Origin of the sequence: Anaerovibrio lipolyticus, assembly GCF_021531495.1 — a bacterium.
Classification (GTDB): domain Bacteria; phylum Bacillota; class Negativicutes; order Selenomonadales; family Selenomonadaceae; genus Anaerovibrio.
Genome location: NZ_JADYTY010000002.1, coordinates 1 through 17,712 on the forward strand (window position 1 = coordinate 1; position 17,712 = coordinate 17,712).

The window sequence follows — 17,712 nt, forward strand, 5'->3', positions numbered from 1 at the left end:
ATGATTCGAAACCAACTCCTGGCAGATGAACGTATGGCGAAACTCATGAAGCACTATGATGTAATCTACTAAACTTTTTTACACAAAGTTCTTGACACACCCTATCTCAATGTTATTATCCTTAAATTTATGTGCCATTTTCAAAATGTTATCAGCTGACATTAACCTGCTTTTAGAAGCGTTAGCAATATATGTTGGTGTTAATTCTACATCATTTTTTTCAGCGGTAGTAGCAAGCACAAGTGCAGAACCAGCCGCAATGCAAGCCATACGATCTTTTTCATCCATCTTTGCTTGTTTCTCTCTATCTAATTCAACTTATTATTGCAATTCGGGTATTTTTTAGTAATTTTCGACAGCAGCAAATCGAAATTTAGACATACCAAAAGGAGCATACTTGCCTTTTAGACATAGTATGCTCCCTGCTACGAAATATTATTATCTTCGTAATTTTTTCTGTTGTATGCAAATTATCCCTTATTACTTAAGACTTTTAGCAACAAAATCCAGTTCATCTGGAGTATAGCGACCTGTTGCACGCAATTTATCTATGGTTGTAAAACCATCTAAAATCATATCTCTTAAATTCCCAAGTCTGCCTCTGCGCTCTCCTTCAAGTCTGCCTTTAGTTACGGCTTCTTCCCACAGACCTAAACTTAAATTACACATATCGCTCACCTCCTGATCGATTTCCACAGTCATAGGAAGCTGAAATTCTTCCTGTAATTTTTGTTTCTTGGCTTTTACATCCATCTTGCTTAGCAATGTATCCAGCATACCAATAAGCTGATTATGACTGCACTCAGGATTTCCGCTGAGATGGACAACAACCACGCCTACATAGTCATAGGTATAATCAACATTGAGATGATTACTACCTTGATAAAGAATTTCTGGTTTTAGAGAATATGATACAATAGAGTCCTTTTTGTCTTCTGGACAGTCCATGCATATCCAAATACTATAGACCTTTTTCATATTGTCATATTGCGCTGAATCGGAACCATTATTGGTAAATTCAGTGTTTAATTGTGCCGAAAGCAGTCTAGCAATATAAAATATGCCTCGATTGACAATACTATAACCAGGATTGCTTTTACGCTGAGCTTCAATATTGATAATAATCTTGGTATTTTCACCATCGGGCAAATTTACTTCAAAACGCAAATCATATACAATACGTCCCTCGCCAGAAATATCATCCTCCAACTGCTTATTAACAATCTTTGGATTAGTCAGCCCAGGATCTACAAAGGTCTGACCAAGCATAACACTGTTGCCGTCAATACAGCTTTCTATTTGCTGCAACGATAGCCTAGACAGCTCGTGAACCGTGAATTTGAGAACCCGTGCCAATATAGGCTTATTCGCCAACACCTTTTTGATGCTCTTGTCATATTGAATGAAAAGATTTTCCTTTTCAATGTCCGAAGCAAGTGCTGTAGGAGTATCAACCAAATTCACCACTTCCTTATACTTACATTACAATAATTATATCATTTTCCAAACATACAGTCAATCCAATACCAGTCTTGATATTTCTCACCTCTTTCAGAAATTATGTTTGTAGGTATATTCTATCATATTTACAAAAAACATACAATCGAACAGCGAGAAAAATCATTAGCATTTTTATTTTGTCCACTGTATGAAGTCGGAACCTACAATAACTCCCAAAATGACGAAGTAATTTATGCTGATGATGAGATTCCCCAGTATGAGGGTGTTCCTGCTGACGGAATGCAACACGGAACACCTACAGCCTCTCAGCCCTTGTGCCCCAAGTCCTCCTAGTCGCCTAAGAATAAGATAGAAGAAATACCCAAACCTCCTACAGAAGAGGAGTCATATGGACGATACACTTCTCAAAGCTATCTCAACCATAGGCTTCCCCATTGCCGTGTCCTGCTATCTGCTGGTAAATCTCCAGACCACCCTAGAGCGATTCTCCACCAGATTAGACGACCTGATTGTGGAACTGCGAAAGGGATACTATACAGCCACAGTCCAGCCATAAATAAAAGAAATAGGCAATAGATTCATAACAAAATCTATTGCCTATTTTTGTACTTTCTAGAGTAGTACACTAGAAAGTATGCCAATTTCCTTAATGCAAAAAGGTATTTGCAGCTAGATTGGTTAGCTCTGCCAGCTTTTCTGGCCATACACCTATAAGGATAGTGGCCAGGACACTGAGTACAACTGCGGCTCTGGTAGTGCCGGAGATATTCAGCTTGCTGCCATCCCATTTGCCTAGATACATAGCCTTGGCTACCAGCAAATAATAATATACGGAAATCATGGACATTACGAAGCCTACAAAGGCCAGCCACAAATATCCCTGGTCTACAACCGCTGTAAAGAGATACAGCTTGCCAGCAAAGCCTGCTGTTGGCGGTATGCCTGCCATAGATAGCAGGGAAATAGTCATTACCGCTGCCAGCACAGGTGCAGACTGGGCCAGGCCATTCATCATCCGATGGGTGGTACTGCCCTTCTGAGCCTCCACCACTGCCAGCACCGCAAATGCGCCTACATTGGCAAATACATATAAGACAGCATAGAACATGGTAGCCTTCATGCCGGCTGTATCTGCAGCAATAATCCCCACCATCATGTATCCTGCCTGAGCAATGGAGGAATAAGCCAGCATACGCTTAACATCCTTCTGCTTCATAGCCATAATATTGCCAAAAATCATGCAGATAGCACAAAGCACAGCCAGCAAAGGCAGCCAGTACATTCCCAGCATGGGGAATGCCACATACAGTGCCCGCATAAAGGCGGCAATACCTGCTGCCTTGGAGCCCATAGCCAGCATAGCCGTAATGGGAGTTGGTGCCCCCTGATAAACATCCGGCGCCCACATATGGAAGGGTATAATGGATAGCTTAAAGAAGAAGCCAATCAGGACCATGGTAATCCCGGCAATCCCCAATGGGAAGAACAAATGAGGATTACGGCACACCTCAAAGAACTGAATACTGCCAGTAGCGCCATAAACCAGACTAATACCATAAAGCATAGTAGCTGTGGATACAGAGCCAATAATCAAATACTTTACTGCCGCCTCGCTGGAATCCTTGGAGCTCATTCTGGCACCTGTCAGAATGTAGAAGGAAATGGTCATCAGCTCCAGACCAATAAACATGGTAAGGAAATCCGTAGCAGAAGCCAGCACACACATCCCCAGCAGTGCCATTAACAGCAGAGCATAAAACTCACCCTTGTACCGCAGCACAGACTGAACATAATCACTGGCAAACAGCATGGTAAATACTGTGGCCAAAATAAACATCTGCTTGAAAAACAGTGCATAATTATCCACAAAATACATGCCCTGATAAAAAAATTTGTCAGCAATAACAGCCATGGCTTCTGGCTCCATAGGATTCAAAGGCCCCTGATACAGGGTAAACATATAGAGGAACCAGCCTGTCAGGGCAAAAATCAACACAGCTCCAATAGATTTGTGGGATTCCTTAGCTGGCAGGACCAAATCCATGACAATGGCAAAAAGGCCCAGACAAAGAATAAATATTTCTGTACTAATCACCGCAAAATTCATTATCTGACACCTCCTAACATGGCTGATGCATCAGAAAGCTGATCCAACAGCGGCACCAGCTGTTCTGTGCCAGAGCCTACCATCCCCATCAAAAGCTGTGGGAATATACCAAAGCCCACCAGGGCCACACCTAGGATAATCAAAGGCATCATAGCCACACCCTTGGCATCCTGGAAGTAATCAAAGCGCTGATCCCTTGGGCCAAAGAGAATTTTGGCCAACATTCTCAGGGTATAAAGGGCGGTAAAGATAATGCCAGAAATAGCAATTACCGCAAAAACCGGATATACCCCAAAGGAGCCAACAAAGATCGTAAACTCTGGCATAAAGCCAATCAGGCCAGGCAAGCCCAGAGAGGCCATACCTGCCAGCATAAAGCCAGCAGCTACCCTTGGCATCTGATGGGCCAAGCCCCGCAGCTCGTGAACGCTTCTTAAATGTGTTCTTTCATAAACATAGCCAATCATGGCAAAGAACAAAGCACTCATAACACCATGAGCCACCATATTGGCCACAGCACCGCTGACAGATACCACATTAAGAGCAGCAAAGCCCAACAGCACATAGCCCATATGGGACACTGAGGAATAACCAATAACATACTTCAAATCATGCTGAGCCAAAGCAATATAGGCTGCATACATAACATTAATAATAGCCAGCCCCGCAATCAAAGGCGCCCAGAATTTTGCTCCCAAAGGCAATACCAACAGTCCCAGACGAATCAAGCCATAGCCACCGATTTTTTTCAATACACCAGCGTGAATCATAGAAACCGCTGTTGGCGCACCAGCATAACCATCTGGAGACCAGCTATGGAATGGGAACATGGACAGCAGAGAGCCAAAGCCTATCAAGAGCAGCAGGAAGGCAAAAATCTGAAACTCCTCGCTGAAATGTCCAGCCTGAGCTGCAGCCGCCAAGGCCTGCATATCAAAGGTACGCATCTCTGGTGGAAAGGCCTGCAAGTACAAAGCCACCACGCCAACCAGCATAAAGGCAGAACCCATCAACAGATAAATGGTCAGCTTCATACCAGCATATTCCTTGCTAACCCGCTTGGTGGAACCCCAAATAATAACCATGATATAAATAGGAATAACCACAACCTCATAGCACAGCAGGAAGATAAACAAATCCCTGGCAATAAAGGTACCAGTTACACCAGCAATGAGAATCATCAGGAGAATATAGAACTCCTTGGGGCGCTCCGTAATACTCCAGGAGCTAAACACAGCTGCCAAGCCTATCAAATCTGTCAAAAGCAGCATAGGCAGGGAAATACCATCAACTCCCAGAGCATAATGTACCCCCAAATCCTTTATCCAAGGTACATCCTCCGTAAACTGCATTCCCCCAACCGACATATCATAGCTAAAGAATGCATAAACTGTCAGCACCAGAGCCACAGTCATAGCTGCTGCACAGATTACCCGCACAGATTCCTTTGCCTGAGCAGATACAAAGCAAAGCAATAAAGCAGCTGAAATAGGTGCCAGCAGAACCGTTGTCAACAATGGAAAGTTCTCCATCAGAAAGCACCTCCCAGCATAGCCATCAGCTTAGAAGCATAATATACTCCATAAGCCAGCAAAACAATCACACCAAAGAGATATACACCGGCATAGCTCTGAACCTGGCCATTTTCTGCCGGACTAAGCATCTCACTAACAGCCCGTACCAAGCCGCCAAGAGCATTGACAATGCCATCCACAATATGTACATCAATCCAATACAGTACCTTGGCAATACCATCCACAAAGAATTTTATCAAGGCTGCATAGATTTCATCAATATAGAATTTGTGGAAGCTGAGCTGATACAGCACACCCCATTTTTCAGCAAGGGCATCTGCATTCCAGCTTTTGGCCACATAAACCTTCCAAGCCAAGGCAAGAGCAATTACTGCCAACAGGGTGGAAGTACCAGCAATCATCAGATTCATGCCCTCATGAGCTGGTACACCGAAGCGCACCCAATCATCAAAGCCTGCCATGTGAGCCCAGATACCACTAACTACAGACAGTACAGACAGCACAATCAACGGCACCCGCATAAACCAGCCCACCTCATGGGCATGATCATAGGCCTCCTGATTGGCTGGCTGTCCCATAAAGGCCACAAACAGCAGACGAGCCATATAGAAGGCTGTCATAAAGGCTGTAATGGTTGCCAGAATATACAAGGCTGGACTTACCTGAGCCGCTGCTGCCAGAATCTCATCCTTGGAAAAGAAACCAGCAAAAGGCGGAATACCAGAAATAGCCAATACGCCAATGGTCATAGCTGCAAAGGTTACAGGCATCTTCTTCCTCAGACCGCCCATCTTAAAAATATCTGCCTCCTCTGCCATAGCATGCATAACAGCACCAGCACTAAGGAACAGCATAGCCTTGAAAAAGGCATGAGTCATCAAATGGAAAAAGGACGAGGTAAGAGAGCCTACCCCTAAGGCCAGCATCATATAGCCCAGCTGGCTAATGGTGGAATATGCCAAAATTCTCTTAATAGGCCGCTGAGTAATGGCAATGCTGGCGGCAAAAATAGCTGTAAAACCACCTAACCAGGCAATTACCGTCATAACAGCAGGCAGCTGGCTAAAGAGAAAGAAGGCTCTGCCTACCAGATAAACACCAGCTACAACCATGGTAGCTGCGTGAATCAAAGCAGATACCGGAGTTGGTCCCTCCATAGCATCTGGCAGCCACACATGGAGAGGGAACTGGCCGGATTTGCCAATAGGGCCTACGAACAACAGCAGGGCAATGATGGTCAGAAAACCTGCGCCACCATGCATAACATATATAGGCACCAGCTGCTGCAGTTCCATAAAGTCCAAGGTGCCAAAGGTCAGCTGCAAAAGCAGAATGCCCAAAAGCAGGCCAAAGTCACCTACGCGGGTAGTCATAAAGGCCTTTTTGGCTGCTTCTCTAGCAGAAATCTTGTAATAGTAGAAGCCAATCAAAAGGTAGGAGCACAAACCCACCAGCTCCCAGAAGAAATACATCTGCAGGAAGTTTACAGCCAGCACCAGGCCCAGCATAGAACCAGCAAACAGGGAAAGGAAGGCAAAGAAACGGCCATAGCCAGGATCTCCCTCCATATAACCACAGGAATAAATCTGCACCAGCATGGATACAGTAGTAACCACCATCAGCATCATAGCCGTAAGTGGATCAATAAGAACACCCATGGAGATGTTGACACTGCCAATATGGAACCAGGAAAGCTTCTGGACAAATGGCGCATCAACTGTAATATTGCCAGCCACTACAGCCAAGGTTACCCCTACCGCCAGCAAAAAGCTGATAGTGCTCATGCTTACAGCAATAGCAGCAGACAGCTTGCCATAGGAACGGGTTACCATGCCGATAATCACAAAGGAGATTGCTGGCAGCAAGGGAATCAGCCAAGCGTGTTCAAGGGCAAATTCATTAAACATTCAAGCTCCTCCTATCCCTTCATCCGATTCAGCTCATCAACATTAATGGTATTCCTGTCACGATAAATCCTAAAGGCCAAGGCAATACCTATAGCCACCTCGGCTACACCAACCACAATGGCAAAAAGAGCCATTAGCTGGCCTGTTAAATCGTGAACAGGCATAAACCTGTTAAAGGCCACCAGATTAATATTCACAGCATTCAGCATCAGCTCAATGCCCATCAAAACAGCAATAATATTTCGCTTGGAAAGCACTCCAAACATGCCAATGGCAAATAGCATAGCAGCCAAAAGCAGATAGTGGGTTAAACCAATGCTCATGACTCCTCATCTCCCTTCGCCAATATAATAGCTCCCAGCAAAGCAGCCAAAAGCAAAACAGCAGCAATTTCAAAGGGCAGGATATAGCTGTTCAGCATCATATCTGCCAAATCCCCTACTGTATCCTCCGAAACAAAGCCTCCCTGGCTGGAACTGGTAACAAAGGTAGATACCAGGCCCATAACGGCTATAAAGGTGCCAGACAAGGCAGCAGCCCATATCTTTCGACCATTAAAGGGATTGGAAGGTACACCCTCCCCCTTGTGAGTCAGCATAACACCCATAACAATCAGGACAGCCACACCGCCAGAGTAGGTCATAAACTCTACTGCCCCCAAGAAATCTGCTTCCAAAGTGATGTACATAATACCTACCCCGATAAAGCAGGCCGTCATCAAAAGAGCACTATGTACCAGATTATTGCTAAGCACAACCCCTAGAGCTGTTCCTAGAATAACCACAGCCAGAAGGCAAAATACAACAAGGCTAGCTAATTCACTCATTGCCATCCCTCCTGTTCTTTGCTTCCTCTACTGCATCATAAATCAAATCTTCCTTGAAATAAGTAGCAGATTCATAATTTTGATCCCATTTCAGAGCCTTGAAATTACATGCTTCAATGCACAAATCACAATACATACAACGGCCAATATCATGAACATAGGAAGTCATATGACGCTTTTTGTTTTCGTCCATCTCCACTGTCAGCTTTAGAGCTGCATTGGGACAGTTCATAGCACAAACCTTGCAGCCTATGCATTTTTCCACATCCAGCATCAAATGACCGCCCCGGAAGCGTTCAGTCATTGGCAGCTTTTCCTCAGGATAATAGACGGTTTCCTTTTTGCCAAAAAAGTGGCCCCAGGTAACCTTCAATCCTGTTACAAGTCCTTTGCCCCACATATTTGAAGCCTCCTATCATAACAACCATTTAAAGATATAAATGCCAAAGCCTGTCAGTAAAAGATTTACCAAGGCCAATGGCAGCAGCACCTTCCAGCCAAAGCTCAAAATAGTATCCATTCTGGTTCTAGGGAAGGTCCAGCCAATCCACTGATAAATCAAGACCATCAAAAAGGCCTTAATCCAGAACCACAGCTGACCTGGCAGGAAATCTGGCCCCTGCCATCCCCCCAGAAACAGGGTAGCTGTAAGAATACCAATGGACAATAGATTGGCAAACTCTGCCAGGAAGAACAAGGCCCAGCGCATACCAGTATACTCTGTAAAAGGTCCGGCAATAATCTCTGACTCACCCTCTACCATATTAAATGGAGGACGATTGCTCTCCACCAAACAGGTTACCATAAAAATCAAAAAGGCTATAGGCTGCAGGAAGATGAACCAGATATTGCTCTGAGCCTCTACAATGGCACTCATCTTCAAGGAGCCGGTAATCATCACAATACCCATGAGAGCAATAACCATAGGCACCTCATAGGAAAGCATCTGTGCTACAGTACGCATACCGCCCAGCATAGCATATTTGCTATTAGAGGCATAACCACCCATCAGGAAGGGCAGTACCGACTGAGAGGAAATAGCAATCAGTAAAAACAGTCCAATATTTACATCTGCAAAAATAACTCCATCATCAAAGGGATATAGGGCATAAACCATAGCTGCTGGAATAAAAATCAGGATTGGGGATAAAACCCACATCCATCTATCAACCCCATGAGGAATAATATCCTCCTTGGTCAAAAGCTTCAGCATATCCGCTGTAGACTGCAGCAATCCCCAGGGGCCAACCCTATTTGGCCCGATACGCACCTGAATCCAGGCACAAACCTTTCGCTCACCCAGCGTAAATACCAGGGCAGAAACTGCCACCAGCATAAACAGGATGCCGATACAAATCAGTGTCATAATCAGATTTACTATTAGCTCGCTGCCAATAATAGGCAGCATCAGCTCCTTGAGGCTTTGGCCTGCAAGGTATAATATTCCGTTATGCATTTTTCCACCTGCCTATCAAAATCAACAGTCAACCTCACCCATTAACGGGTCAATCGTAGCAAAGGCCGTAACCGCATCAGCCAGCACCATGCCCTTGCACATATGGTCCAAAGCCTGCAAATTAATGAAGGATGGACGACGAATATGAACTCTATAGGGCTTGTTGGTGCCATCACTGACAATATAGAAGCCCAGCTCACCCCGGGTATTCTCCACCCGATGATAAGCATCACCCTTTGGTGGCTTCAACATCTTGGGCACCTTGGCCATAAAAGGTCCCTCTGGCATATTATCCAGACACTGACGGATAATCTTGGCACTTTCCACAATCTCCTGAAGGCGAATGATATATCTATCCCAGTTATCTCCAGTTTTGCCTACTGGAATATCAAAATCCAGCTTGCCATAAATACCATATTTGTCAATTTTGCGAATATCGTAATCCCAGCCGCTGGCTCTTATATTGGGGCCAGACATGCCAAAACGCAGGGCATCCTCCTTGCTAATAATGGAAGTCCCCTGCATACGCTTCTGGAAAATCTCATTGCCCGTAAACAATCTATCGTACTCATCCAGCATTTCCGGTACATAATTGATAAATTCCTCAGTTTTTTGCAAAAATTCATCCTGAGCATCTGCAATTACACCGCCAATGCGAATATAATGACAGGTCATACGGGCACCGCAAATAATATTGAACAAATCCAGAATCTTTTCTCTATCACGGAAAGCATAAATCATACCGGTAGCAGAGCCTAAATCATTGGTTAAAGAACCGATAAATACATGATGGCTGGCAATACGATTCAGCTCACAGCAGATTGTGCGAATGTACTGTGCCCTCTCTGGTACCTCAATACCTGCCAGCTTTTCCACAGCCATACAGAAGCCCAGATTGTTGTTCATGGAGGATACATAATCCAGTCTGTCGGTAAAAGGCACACACTGCTGATAGGTACGGGACTCCATCAGCTTTTCAATACCTCTATGAAGATAGCCCATAACAGGCTTGGCTCCTACAATATTCTCTCCATCCAGCTCCACCTGTACCTGGAGTACACCGTGGGTACTAGGATGCTGAGGGCCCATATTTAGGACAAACTTTTCGGTTGTAGCCATTTCAGCACTCCCCCTTCAATCTTTGGCTGCAAAGGCACAAAATCCTTTCTCAACGGATAAGCCGTATAATCCTCTGGCATGAGAATCCGGCGCAAATCTGGATGATGCAGGAATTCCACTCCCATCAAATCAAAGATTTCCCGCTCCTCAAACTCTGTACCAGGCCATACCTGAGTCATGGACTCTACCACTGGCTTTTCTCTATCCAATTTGCATTTTACTGTAACCCATTTGTCAAACCGTCTGGAATACAGCATATAGACCATCTCAATATATTCCTTGTAATCTACAGAGGTAATATTGGCCATACGGTCAAAGGCCCAAATAGGATTTTCCTGCAGCTCTTTCATAAGAGCCAGCAAATCCTCAGTACCTACATAAATATGAGGCTCAGGCTGCTCACTATCAAATTCAACACTGGCATACTGCTGCTGCAGCTCCTCCAGATATTTTATCTCCAAATAGCTTCCCATATTATTCCACCTTCCCAGGGGCTATAGGACGAATCATATTTTCCAGATTCTCCCTGCTCATATTCATTCTTTCCTCAGAGCCTGCCGCTGTCTCTGGATGCTGAATACGCTTCTTCAGCTTCAGCATGGCATCAATTAAGGCCTCTGGTCTAGGAGGACAGCCTGGCAGATATACATCCACCGGCATAATCTGATCCAATCCCGTTACCACTGAATAGGAATCTGCAAAGGGGCCGCCCCCAATATTGCAATTTCCCATAGCAATAACATATTTCGGGTTTGGCATTTCCTCGTAAAGACGAATCAAAGGAGGCGTCATTTTCCAGGTCAAAGTACCAGCTACAATGAGCAAATCAGACTGTCTAGGACAGGAGCGGAAAACCTCATAGCCAAATCTTGCCAAATCAAATCTGGAGGCCGCCGCGCACATCATCTCAATAGAGCAGCAGGCCAAGCCAGAGGATAATGGCCAGATGGAATTGGCTCGTCCCCATTTAAATAAAGCATCCACGCTGGTTACAATTACGTTGTTTTTCAGCTCAGGAGGCACAAGATCTACTATTTCCATGACAAGGCTCCCTTCTTCCAGGCATACCACAGACCAATAGTCAGAATACCTACAAATACCAGCATTTCACACAGGGCAAATAAGCCTAGCTGGCCGTATTTTACTGCCCAAGGGTATAAAAATACTGTTTCCACATCAAAAAGCAAAAATACCAAGGCATACATAAAATACCCTATATGAAATCTAACCTTGGTTTTGCCAATGGTGTCCACACCACACTCATAGGGTATCTGCTTTTCAGCAGTAGGCTGTCTTGGCTGCAAAATTGGTGCCACAATCAGCGGAAAAACTGGAAAGGCAAAGGCTAAAACAAACATGATACCCAATGCTACATAACCATCCATAATATTCCCTCCCTAAAATCATATAAGAAATTTATTTAATACCTATAATATGGACACTTGCACTTATGTATTATACTATTGACTGACATTATTTTAAAATACTTTTAATTTATGGTAAAATGTACTAAATCACATGAATATTTATAATACTTTTGAAAAAGAGCAATTATAAAACAGGAGCAGTAACAAAATTACCACTCCTGTCAATAATACTCTATGAATCTTCCGGCCCATGTAGGCCGAACATACCGCTTTCCTTGCGCTTCATACTGGCAAGGCCTTTATATATGGTTGTAATGTCAACTTCATTATCTGTAGACTCCATATACTTTTCCAGCTTTCTCTTTACCCTTTGCAGGGCATTGTCAATGGATTTAATATGACGATGCAAATCCTTGGCTATTTCCTGATAGGATTTGCCATCCAGATAATACATGAGAACCTTCCATTCCAAATCGCTGAGAATCTCCAATACCTTGCCTTCAATGACAACGAACTCCTCCTGGCTGATAATCAGTTCCTCTGGATCTGCTACCTGGATACCGGATAAAACATCCAGCAGGGTTCTGTCTGAGTCCTCATCGTATATAGGCTTGTTCAAGGACACATAGGAATTAAGAGGTATATGCTTCTGACGGGTAGCAGTCTTAATAGCTGTAATAATCTGTCTATTAACACACAGTTCCGCAAAGGCATGAAAGGATGCTGTCTTATCCAAGCGAAAATCACGAATCGCCTTGTACAGGCCAATCATGCCTTCCTGAATAATATCCTCTTTGTCTGCCCCAATGAGAAAATAAGATCTAGCCTTGGCTCTGACAAATTTTCTATATTTACTTATCAGATAATACATGGCGATATCGTCTTCATTATCCTTGATTTGTGCAATTATTTCTTCATCAGTGAGTCCACCAAAGAGCTTCTCTGCTGCTTCCTCGCTGATCAGGCCATTCTCCATCCGCCATTTCCTCCATATATCATGAGTTGCCGGGACAATGCCCTGACGATTGATTCAAATCTGATTATACCGCCCTTAGGCAGTGTGAGTCAAGTCATCACACCACCTAGAGGAGCTTTTTGCTTATTTTGATTTCCGCAGAGCATCCAATTTGGCCAGAGTTTCTGCATCTATACGGGAACCGATTTCATTTCTGGAGATGGGCAAAACCACCTTGCCCAAATACTTGTCCTTGATTTCTTTTTTGGCTCTTTTCACCATGCGATGAAATTCCCCAGAAGGATGGCGATAGGCTCCTGCCCCCAAAATCACAGCTTGCTCTGCTCCATCTGAGGTAACTACATGAACCTCGCGCCCCATGCGCACAGAATCATAGGCCAGTCGCTCAATATAGCTATCCGCTGTTTCTCCCTTGCCAGTGTAAACTACCTCTAAATGCTTGTTTACCTGCTCCACACGTTCATCGTCTGCCGTAAATAAAGCATCGAAAACCACGGTCATATCGTACTTCTCGTAGGCTCCATATTCTGCCAGCATATGCACCAGCTTGTCCCTGGCCTCTGACAAATCATTGCGCAGAGCTGTAAGCTCAGGCCAGAGATTGATAACATTGTAGCCATCTACTATATAATGCTCCCTTGGCTTTTTTCTCATACAAATCCCCTTTTCCTTACATCTCTGCCAAATATTAATTCATAGCCTTACGGCGCTGTTTCATAGCCTCATACATTAAAATGGAGCCTGCCACAGAGGCATTCAGGGAATTTATTTTGCCTACCATAGGGATACGAACAACAAAATCGCACTGTTCCTTTACCAGACGGCCTACCCCTTGTCCCTCACTGCCAATAATCAAAAGCAGTGGGCCAGTTAAATCGGTGTCATAATAATCCTTGCCATCCATATCCGCAGCAGCCACCCATAGGCCCTCCTGCTTCAACTTTTTGATGGTCTGCACCAGATTGCCAACTCTGGCTACTGGCACGTGCTCCACAGCTCCGGCAGAGGTTTTGGCTACCGTAGCGGAAAGTGGACAGCTTCTGTGCTTGGGAATAAACACCCCATGCACACCGGCTGCATCTGCTGTACGCAGAATAGCGCCAAGATTGTGGGGATCCTCCAGCTCATCCAAAAGGACAATAAACGGAGGCTCATTTCTATCCTTGGCCACCTGCAAAATATCCTCCAGCTCTGCATACTGTACTGGAGCTACCTGAGCCAGTACACCCTGATGGCGAATACCTCTGGCAATACTATCCAGCTTGCTGCGGTCCCAATAGTGTATATTGACACCCTTTTCCTTGGCTACAGCAATAATTTCCTTAATAGAGCCTTCGGTGCTGCCGTTGGCAATCATCAGCTTGTTGACACTGCGGCTGCCCTTCAAGGCTTCCATAACAGCATTCCGCCCAGCCACCATATCCTCTGGCAGTTCCACCACATCCAAAGGGGCAGATTTTGCCACCTTCCCCCCAGTACGCCTATCCTTCTGAGGGCGATTTTTCTTGGCCATATACTCCAGCTTACTCCCCTTGTGCTCGTTTTCAGCTATAGACCTCTTATCCTTCTTTTTTCTATCATCCATAATTTTTGTATCCCTCTTCACAATATAATATTTATGTATTTTTTATTTAATACATCATTCAGCCATGAAGATAACATAGTAGCTAATGTAACCTAGCTTTTCTGTTGCCGTAAAAGCAACAAATTAAGCTTGTAATAATTTGTCTTTTTTACAGTATTTACAATAATATGTTCCTTGGGTATTTTGCTAAACCTAGCCATAATGGTATTTCTGCTTTTGCCCAGTTGTTTTTCAAGCTGGGCAACAGTCAAGCCCTGACCATATAAAATACTGGCTTGAAATAAAAGCACATACATCTTGGAAGTTATATCATCATCAGTTATATCTTCCAAGACTTTGACATTGGCAACAAATTGCTTTAGCTTGCGTTCCAACAATCTCTGTGTATCTATAACCGCCTGATATACAAATTCTAAAAATTCAATAACAAAGGGTGTTAAATCTCCTCGATTTAATTCTGCATCAGCATTGGCAAACATCTTATAATACTTCTTTGTATTTTTCTTTACAGCTACTGATAGTCTTAGACATACCGTATAATGCAGATTTTTAGACAATCCATAAGAAGCCATAAACCTAGCTGTGCGTCCATTGCCATCATAAAACGGATGAATATAGGCAAACATATAATGAAATATTGCATTTTTTATCAGCACAGGAATATCATGAGCATTGAATACTTCCAAAGCAGTTTCCATATATCCTATAACCTTTTCTTCTGGATACATGCCTCTATGAATTGTCTTGCCTGTACCTGAATCAATATCCACGGGGTTACGCCGAAAAATTTCTCCATCAAGTTCATTAGATGGGTTATCTTCTATAACCTCTTTGTGAGCAAATTCATCATAAAATGCCCTTACTGCTTTAGCATTTTCAAAATTTATCTCGTTTTCAGACAACAGCATTTTATACTTATTCATGGTGCTTACAAAACGATTTTTATTGCTTATGTTTTCCATAGCCTCACGCAATTCGCGCCTTGTACTGTGATTTCCTTCTATATCATTGCTGGCTTTCACCTCATCAATAATACAGAGCAGACAGAACTGCTTCAGTACAACATCAGGAGTCTTATTAAGCAATACCAATAGCTTCTGATTCTCTGCATATATTTTTTCCAACAAAACAACTAATTCTTCTGTATAGCATAAAAAAGCAGTGTAAGCGTATCTATGATTAAACTGCTTTATTTCAAAATCAAAATGCTTAGTAAATAATGCCTGAAAACGTTGCTCATATTCCTGCAAATATATTTTTTCATCTTTGTAATATATATTTTGCAACTTTTGGTATTGCACAATATCACCGCCCTAGCTAAACACATCTTATCAAAAATCGCCTTTTTTGATAAGATGTTCATGTATCTTGTCAAAAATCGCTTTTTTTGACAAGATAATTTGCAAGCAATCCATGCTTCAAAAATACGACATTATTCTGTACGCATTTTTATCATCTCAGCAAATTTGCCACAGGTCATGGCTCCCTCTGGACAATGGCCAGTAGCAACACAGGATGCACCGGCATTCTTAAACAGCAGAGGGGCTGCCTCCTTGGCCTGTTCCAGCATCTTGTAAGCCAGCTCCCGAATCTCCCACTGGGCACGATTACAGCACCGCAGATTAAAGAAATGCATCAAAGAGCGAGCGTTCATGGTAACTACAATCTTGGTTTCTGTAGCATTGGCTAATACATAACGGGCATCCTCCCGAGGAACGCCCATCTCAGCCAATTCATCATAAGTACTGCGAATATTGTCCATCAAGGCCTCAAATTTAGCCTTGGCCTCTGGCTTTTCTTCGATTGTTGGAGGCAGGATATATTCAAAATCATGCTCCGCCACATAGCGCTGGGACTGCTGGCTATAGGAAGCCAAACGATGTCTTACCAGCTGATGGGTCAGCACTCTGGATACTCCCTCAATACCAAAGGTAAAGGTAACATGCTCCATAGTAGAAGCATGGCCCATCTGCACAATCTTGGCTACCAGCTTGGCAACCTGCTCATCACTCATTTTCTCAGCCAGCTCCTCTGCCCCAGAAGCAGAATAGCACAATCTAGCTGCCATAGCCACCACTCGCTCCGGCTGTGGCGTATGCTCCAATAATTTAACCTTTATCAAAAAATAACCTCCCCTAAACAACATTTTATTCTTTCTCTCTATATAGGCTCAATATTTTCCTAGCCCGAAGCTGGATAAATTGAGACATTTTTTCCAGCGTAGCATTTGCTACATTATATTTAGGATGCTTGCGAAATTGGAAATTTAGTAATTTTCTAATACCTGGTATATGATCCGGCCTTATAAACAACTTTACCGCTGTATCAAAATTCATATATTTTCCTGATAAACTGGATATATATGCCTCTAAGTTTTCCATATCATTTTTGGCAGCTCCATATAACAAGGAAAATCCATTATCAAATATAGGGGCAGGCCGTAAATAAGCCCCTGTATTATTATCTGTTAAATAGCCAAAATTTCCCAGATGCCTATCCTTATTGCAAATCAAGGCATCGTAAATCATTAAATCCCCATATTTTTCCCGACCATATATTTCTGCCATTTTATCCTGTACTAAAATATTAGCTAAATTTGCTCTTTTCATCGCCAAGCCCTTAGCTCGGAAAAAATCATAGGCCACAGTATAGCCCACATCCTCACTGGTAAACAGCTTGCATTTACAAACTATTTCTTTTTCCCCATTGCGATGATGAAACATCTCCAAATCATAGGGTATATGCTCAAATCCCATCACCTCTGCCACCTGGACTGCATAATACTCCATAGTGGCCTGAGAGCGACCATCGGTATATTTAATAAAATCATCACCCTTAATGAGATAAATACCGTCTAAACGATTTGACCAGCATTTTTTCAACGCCCCGCTGGAGGTATATTCTGGCGAGGTAACCACACCGCTTATCTTCTCACTGTAGCCAGTAAATGCCACATAGGCCAAAACCTCATTAAAGGAATGGTGATATAGATTAAAATCCTGCCAAGCTATAGGATAAGCAGCATTGGTAATCCACAAAGCATCATTAAGAGACAGGGCATGGGAAATATCCACATAGGCCAAGGGATTTTCATCATCCCCTATGGTTTGCATTAGCTTATCCACAAACTGCCTATTTTTCGGTGCCTTACGCTTGCCTATCCATTGCAGCAAATTTTCTGGAGAGCTATCCTGCTGTAGAGAATAGGGCAACAGGGCTTGTTTTTCCTGATTCATATATTTTATTTGCAAGGAATAATCATAAGCCTCCAAGCCACCTACCTGAATTTTTTCTCGCATTAAGTCAAATTTCAATAGCGTAATATCTTTGTTTTGTAAAATATATGTACCTGCTAAATCTTTATTTCCCATTA

Annotated in this window: 20 protein-coding genes; 1 reads left to right on the top strand and 19 read right to left on the bottom strand. The window is 43.3% G+C overall.

What is annotated here, in order from left to right; all coding sequences use genetic code 11:
* Positions 1 to 78 precede the first annotated feature (78 nt).
* Both I6E26_RS01555 and I6E26_RS01560 read right to left on the bottom strand, forming a co-directional pair.
* The gene (locus tag I6E26_RS01555) at positions 79 to 288 is read right to left on the bottom strand and encodes a hypothetical protein (RefSeq protein ID WP_235320080.1); all 210 of its coding nucleotides are present in this window, start codon (positions 286 to 288) and stop codon (positions 79 to 81) included.
* 192 nt (positions 289 to 480) lie between these two features.
* The gene (locus tag I6E26_RS01560) at positions 481 to 1,458 is read right to left on the bottom strand and encodes an Rpn family recombination-promoting nuclease/putative transposase (protein ID WP_235320081.1); all 978 of its coding nucleotides are present in this window, start codon (positions 1,456 to 1,458) and stop codon (positions 481 to 483) included.
* A 391-nt stretch (positions 1,459 to 1,849) separates the two neighbouring features.
* On the opposite strand from I6E26_RS01560, the gene I6E26_RS01565 reads away from it, so the two are divergent.
* The gene (locus tag I6E26_RS01565) at positions 1,850 to 2,017 is read left to right on the top strand and encodes a YvrJ family protein (RefSeq protein ID WP_235320082.1); all 168 of its coding nucleotides are present in this window, start codon (positions 1,850 to 1,852) and stop codon (positions 2,015 to 2,017) included.
* 90 nt (positions 2,018 to 2,107) lie between these two features.
* Here the strand turns inward: I6E26_RS01565 and I6E26_RS01570 are convergent, their stop codons facing one another.
* From I6E26_RS01570 to I6E26_RS01650, 17 genes are all read right to left on the bottom strand, one after another.
* Positions 2,108 to 3,568, bottom strand: coding sequence for an NADH-quinone oxidoreductase subunit N (locus tag I6E26_RS01570; protein WP_235320083.1), 1,461 nt, complete (start codon positions 3,566 to 3,568; stop codon positions 2,108 to 2,110).
* The gene (locus I6E26_RS01575) at positions 3,568 to 5,100 is read right to left on the bottom strand and encodes a complex I subunit 4 family protein (protein WP_235320084.1); all 1,533 of its coding nucleotides are present in this window, start codon (positions 5,098 to 5,100) and stop codon (positions 3,568 to 3,570) included. Before I6E26_RS01575 ends, I6E26_RS01570 begins: the two co-directional genes overlap by 1 nt.
* Complete coding sequence (gene nuoL / locus I6E26_RS01580) at positions 5,100 to 7,010, bottom strand: NADH-quinone oxidoreductase subunit L (protein ID WP_235320085.1); 1,911 nt, start codon at positions 7,008 to 7,010, stop codon at positions 5,100 to 5,102. The genes I6E26_RS01575 and nuoL overlap by 1 nt, the downstream gene beginning before the upstream one ends.
* 11 nt (positions 7,011 to 7,021) lie before the next feature.
* Entirely contained in the window at positions 7,022 to 7,333 is a 312-nt protein-coding gene (nuoK, locus tag I6E26_RS01585; RefSeq protein ID WP_235320086.1) for an NADH-quinone oxidoreductase subunit NuoK, read from the bottom strand.
* On the bottom strand, positions 7,330 to 7,836 hold the full coding sequence (locus I6E26_RS01590) for an NADH-quinone oxidoreductase subunit J family protein (protein ID WP_235320087.1): 507 nt from the start codon (positions 7,834 to 7,836) through the stop codon (positions 7,330 to 7,332). Before I6E26_RS01590 ends, nuoK begins: the two co-directional genes overlap by 4 nt.
* Entirely contained in the window at positions 7,829 to 8,236 is a 408-nt protein-coding gene (locus I6E26_RS01595; RefSeq protein WP_235320088.1) for a NuoI/complex I 23 kDa subunit family protein, read from the bottom strand. Before I6E26_RS01595 ends, I6E26_RS01590 begins: the two co-directional genes overlap by 8 nt.
* A gap of 15 nt (positions 8,237 to 8,251) precedes the next feature.
* Positions 8,252 to 9,292: an NADH-quinone oxidoreductase subunit NuoH gene (gene nuoH / locus I6E26_RS01600; RefSeq protein WP_419179895.1), complete on the bottom strand. Its 1,041-nt coding sequence runs from the start codon at positions 9,290 to 9,292 to the stop codon at positions 8,252 to 8,254.
* Between the two features lie 21 nt (positions 9,293 to 9,313).
* Positions 9,314 to 10,411 carry an NADH-quinone oxidoreductase subunit D gene (locus tag I6E26_RS01605; RefSeq protein ID WP_235320089.1) on the bottom strand — a complete coding sequence of 366 codons (1,098 nt, stop codon included), beginning with the start codon at positions 10,409 to 10,411 and terminating at the stop codon, positions 9,314 to 9,316.
* A complete protein-coding gene (locus I6E26_RS01610) occupies positions 10,384 to 10,884 on the bottom strand; it encodes an NADH-quinone oxidoreductase subunit C (RefSeq protein WP_235320090.1) in 501 nt (166 codons plus the stop codon). Before I6E26_RS01610 ends, I6E26_RS01605 begins: the two co-directional genes overlap by 28 nt.
* A 1-nt stretch (position 10,885) precedes the next feature.
* A complete protein-coding gene (locus tag I6E26_RS01615; RefSeq protein WP_235320091.1) occupies positions 10,886 to 11,452 on the bottom strand; it encodes an NADH-quinone oxidoreductase subunit B in 567 nt (188 codons plus the stop codon).
* Entirely contained in the window at positions 11,443 to 11,796 is a 354-nt protein-coding gene (locus tag I6E26_RS01620) for an NADH-quinone oxidoreductase subunit A (protein ID WP_235320092.1), read from the bottom strand. The genes I6E26_RS01615 and I6E26_RS01620 overlap by 10 nt, the downstream gene beginning before the upstream one ends.
* 214 nt (positions 11,797 to 12,010) lie before the next feature.
* Positions 12,011 to 12,754, bottom strand: coding sequence for an RNA polymerase sporulation sigma factor SigH (gene sigH / locus I6E26_RS01625; RefSeq protein WP_235320093.1), 744 nt, complete (start codon positions 12,752 to 12,754; stop codon positions 12,011 to 12,013).
* A 123-nt stretch (positions 12,755 to 12,877) separates the two neighbouring features.
* Positions 12,878 to 13,408: an NYN domain-containing protein gene (locus I6E26_RS01630; protein WP_235320094.1), complete on the bottom strand. Its 531-nt coding sequence runs from the start codon at positions 13,406 to 13,408 to the stop codon at positions 12,878 to 12,880.
* Positions 13,409 to 13,442: 34 nt separating this feature from the next.
* Complete coding sequence (rlmB, locus tag I6E26_RS01635) at positions 13,443 to 14,339, bottom strand: 23S rRNA (guanosine(2251)-2'-O)-methyltransferase RlmB (protein WP_419179896.1); 897 nt, start codon at positions 14,337 to 14,339, stop codon at positions 13,443 to 13,445.
* Positions 14,340 to 14,431: 92 nt separating this feature from the next.
* A complete protein-coding gene (locus tag I6E26_RS01640) occupies positions 14,432 to 15,640 on the bottom strand; it encodes a Fic family protein (RefSeq protein ID WP_235320095.1) in 1,209 nt (402 codons plus the stop codon).
* Positions 15,641 to 15,771: 131 nt separating this feature from the next.
* Positions 15,772 to 16,458: an FAD-dependent thymidylate synthase gene (thyX, locus tag I6E26_RS01645; protein WP_235320210.1), complete on the bottom strand. Its 687-nt coding sequence runs from the start codon at positions 16,456 to 16,458 to the stop codon at positions 15,772 to 15,774.
* 28 nt (positions 16,459 to 16,486) lie between these two features.
* Positions 16,487 to 17,710, bottom strand: coding sequence for a hypothetical protein (locus tag I6E26_RS01650; protein ID WP_235320096.1), 1,224 nt, complete (start codon positions 17,708 to 17,710; stop codon positions 16,487 to 16,489).
* Between the last annotated feature and the right edge of the window lie 2 nt (positions 17,711 to 17,712).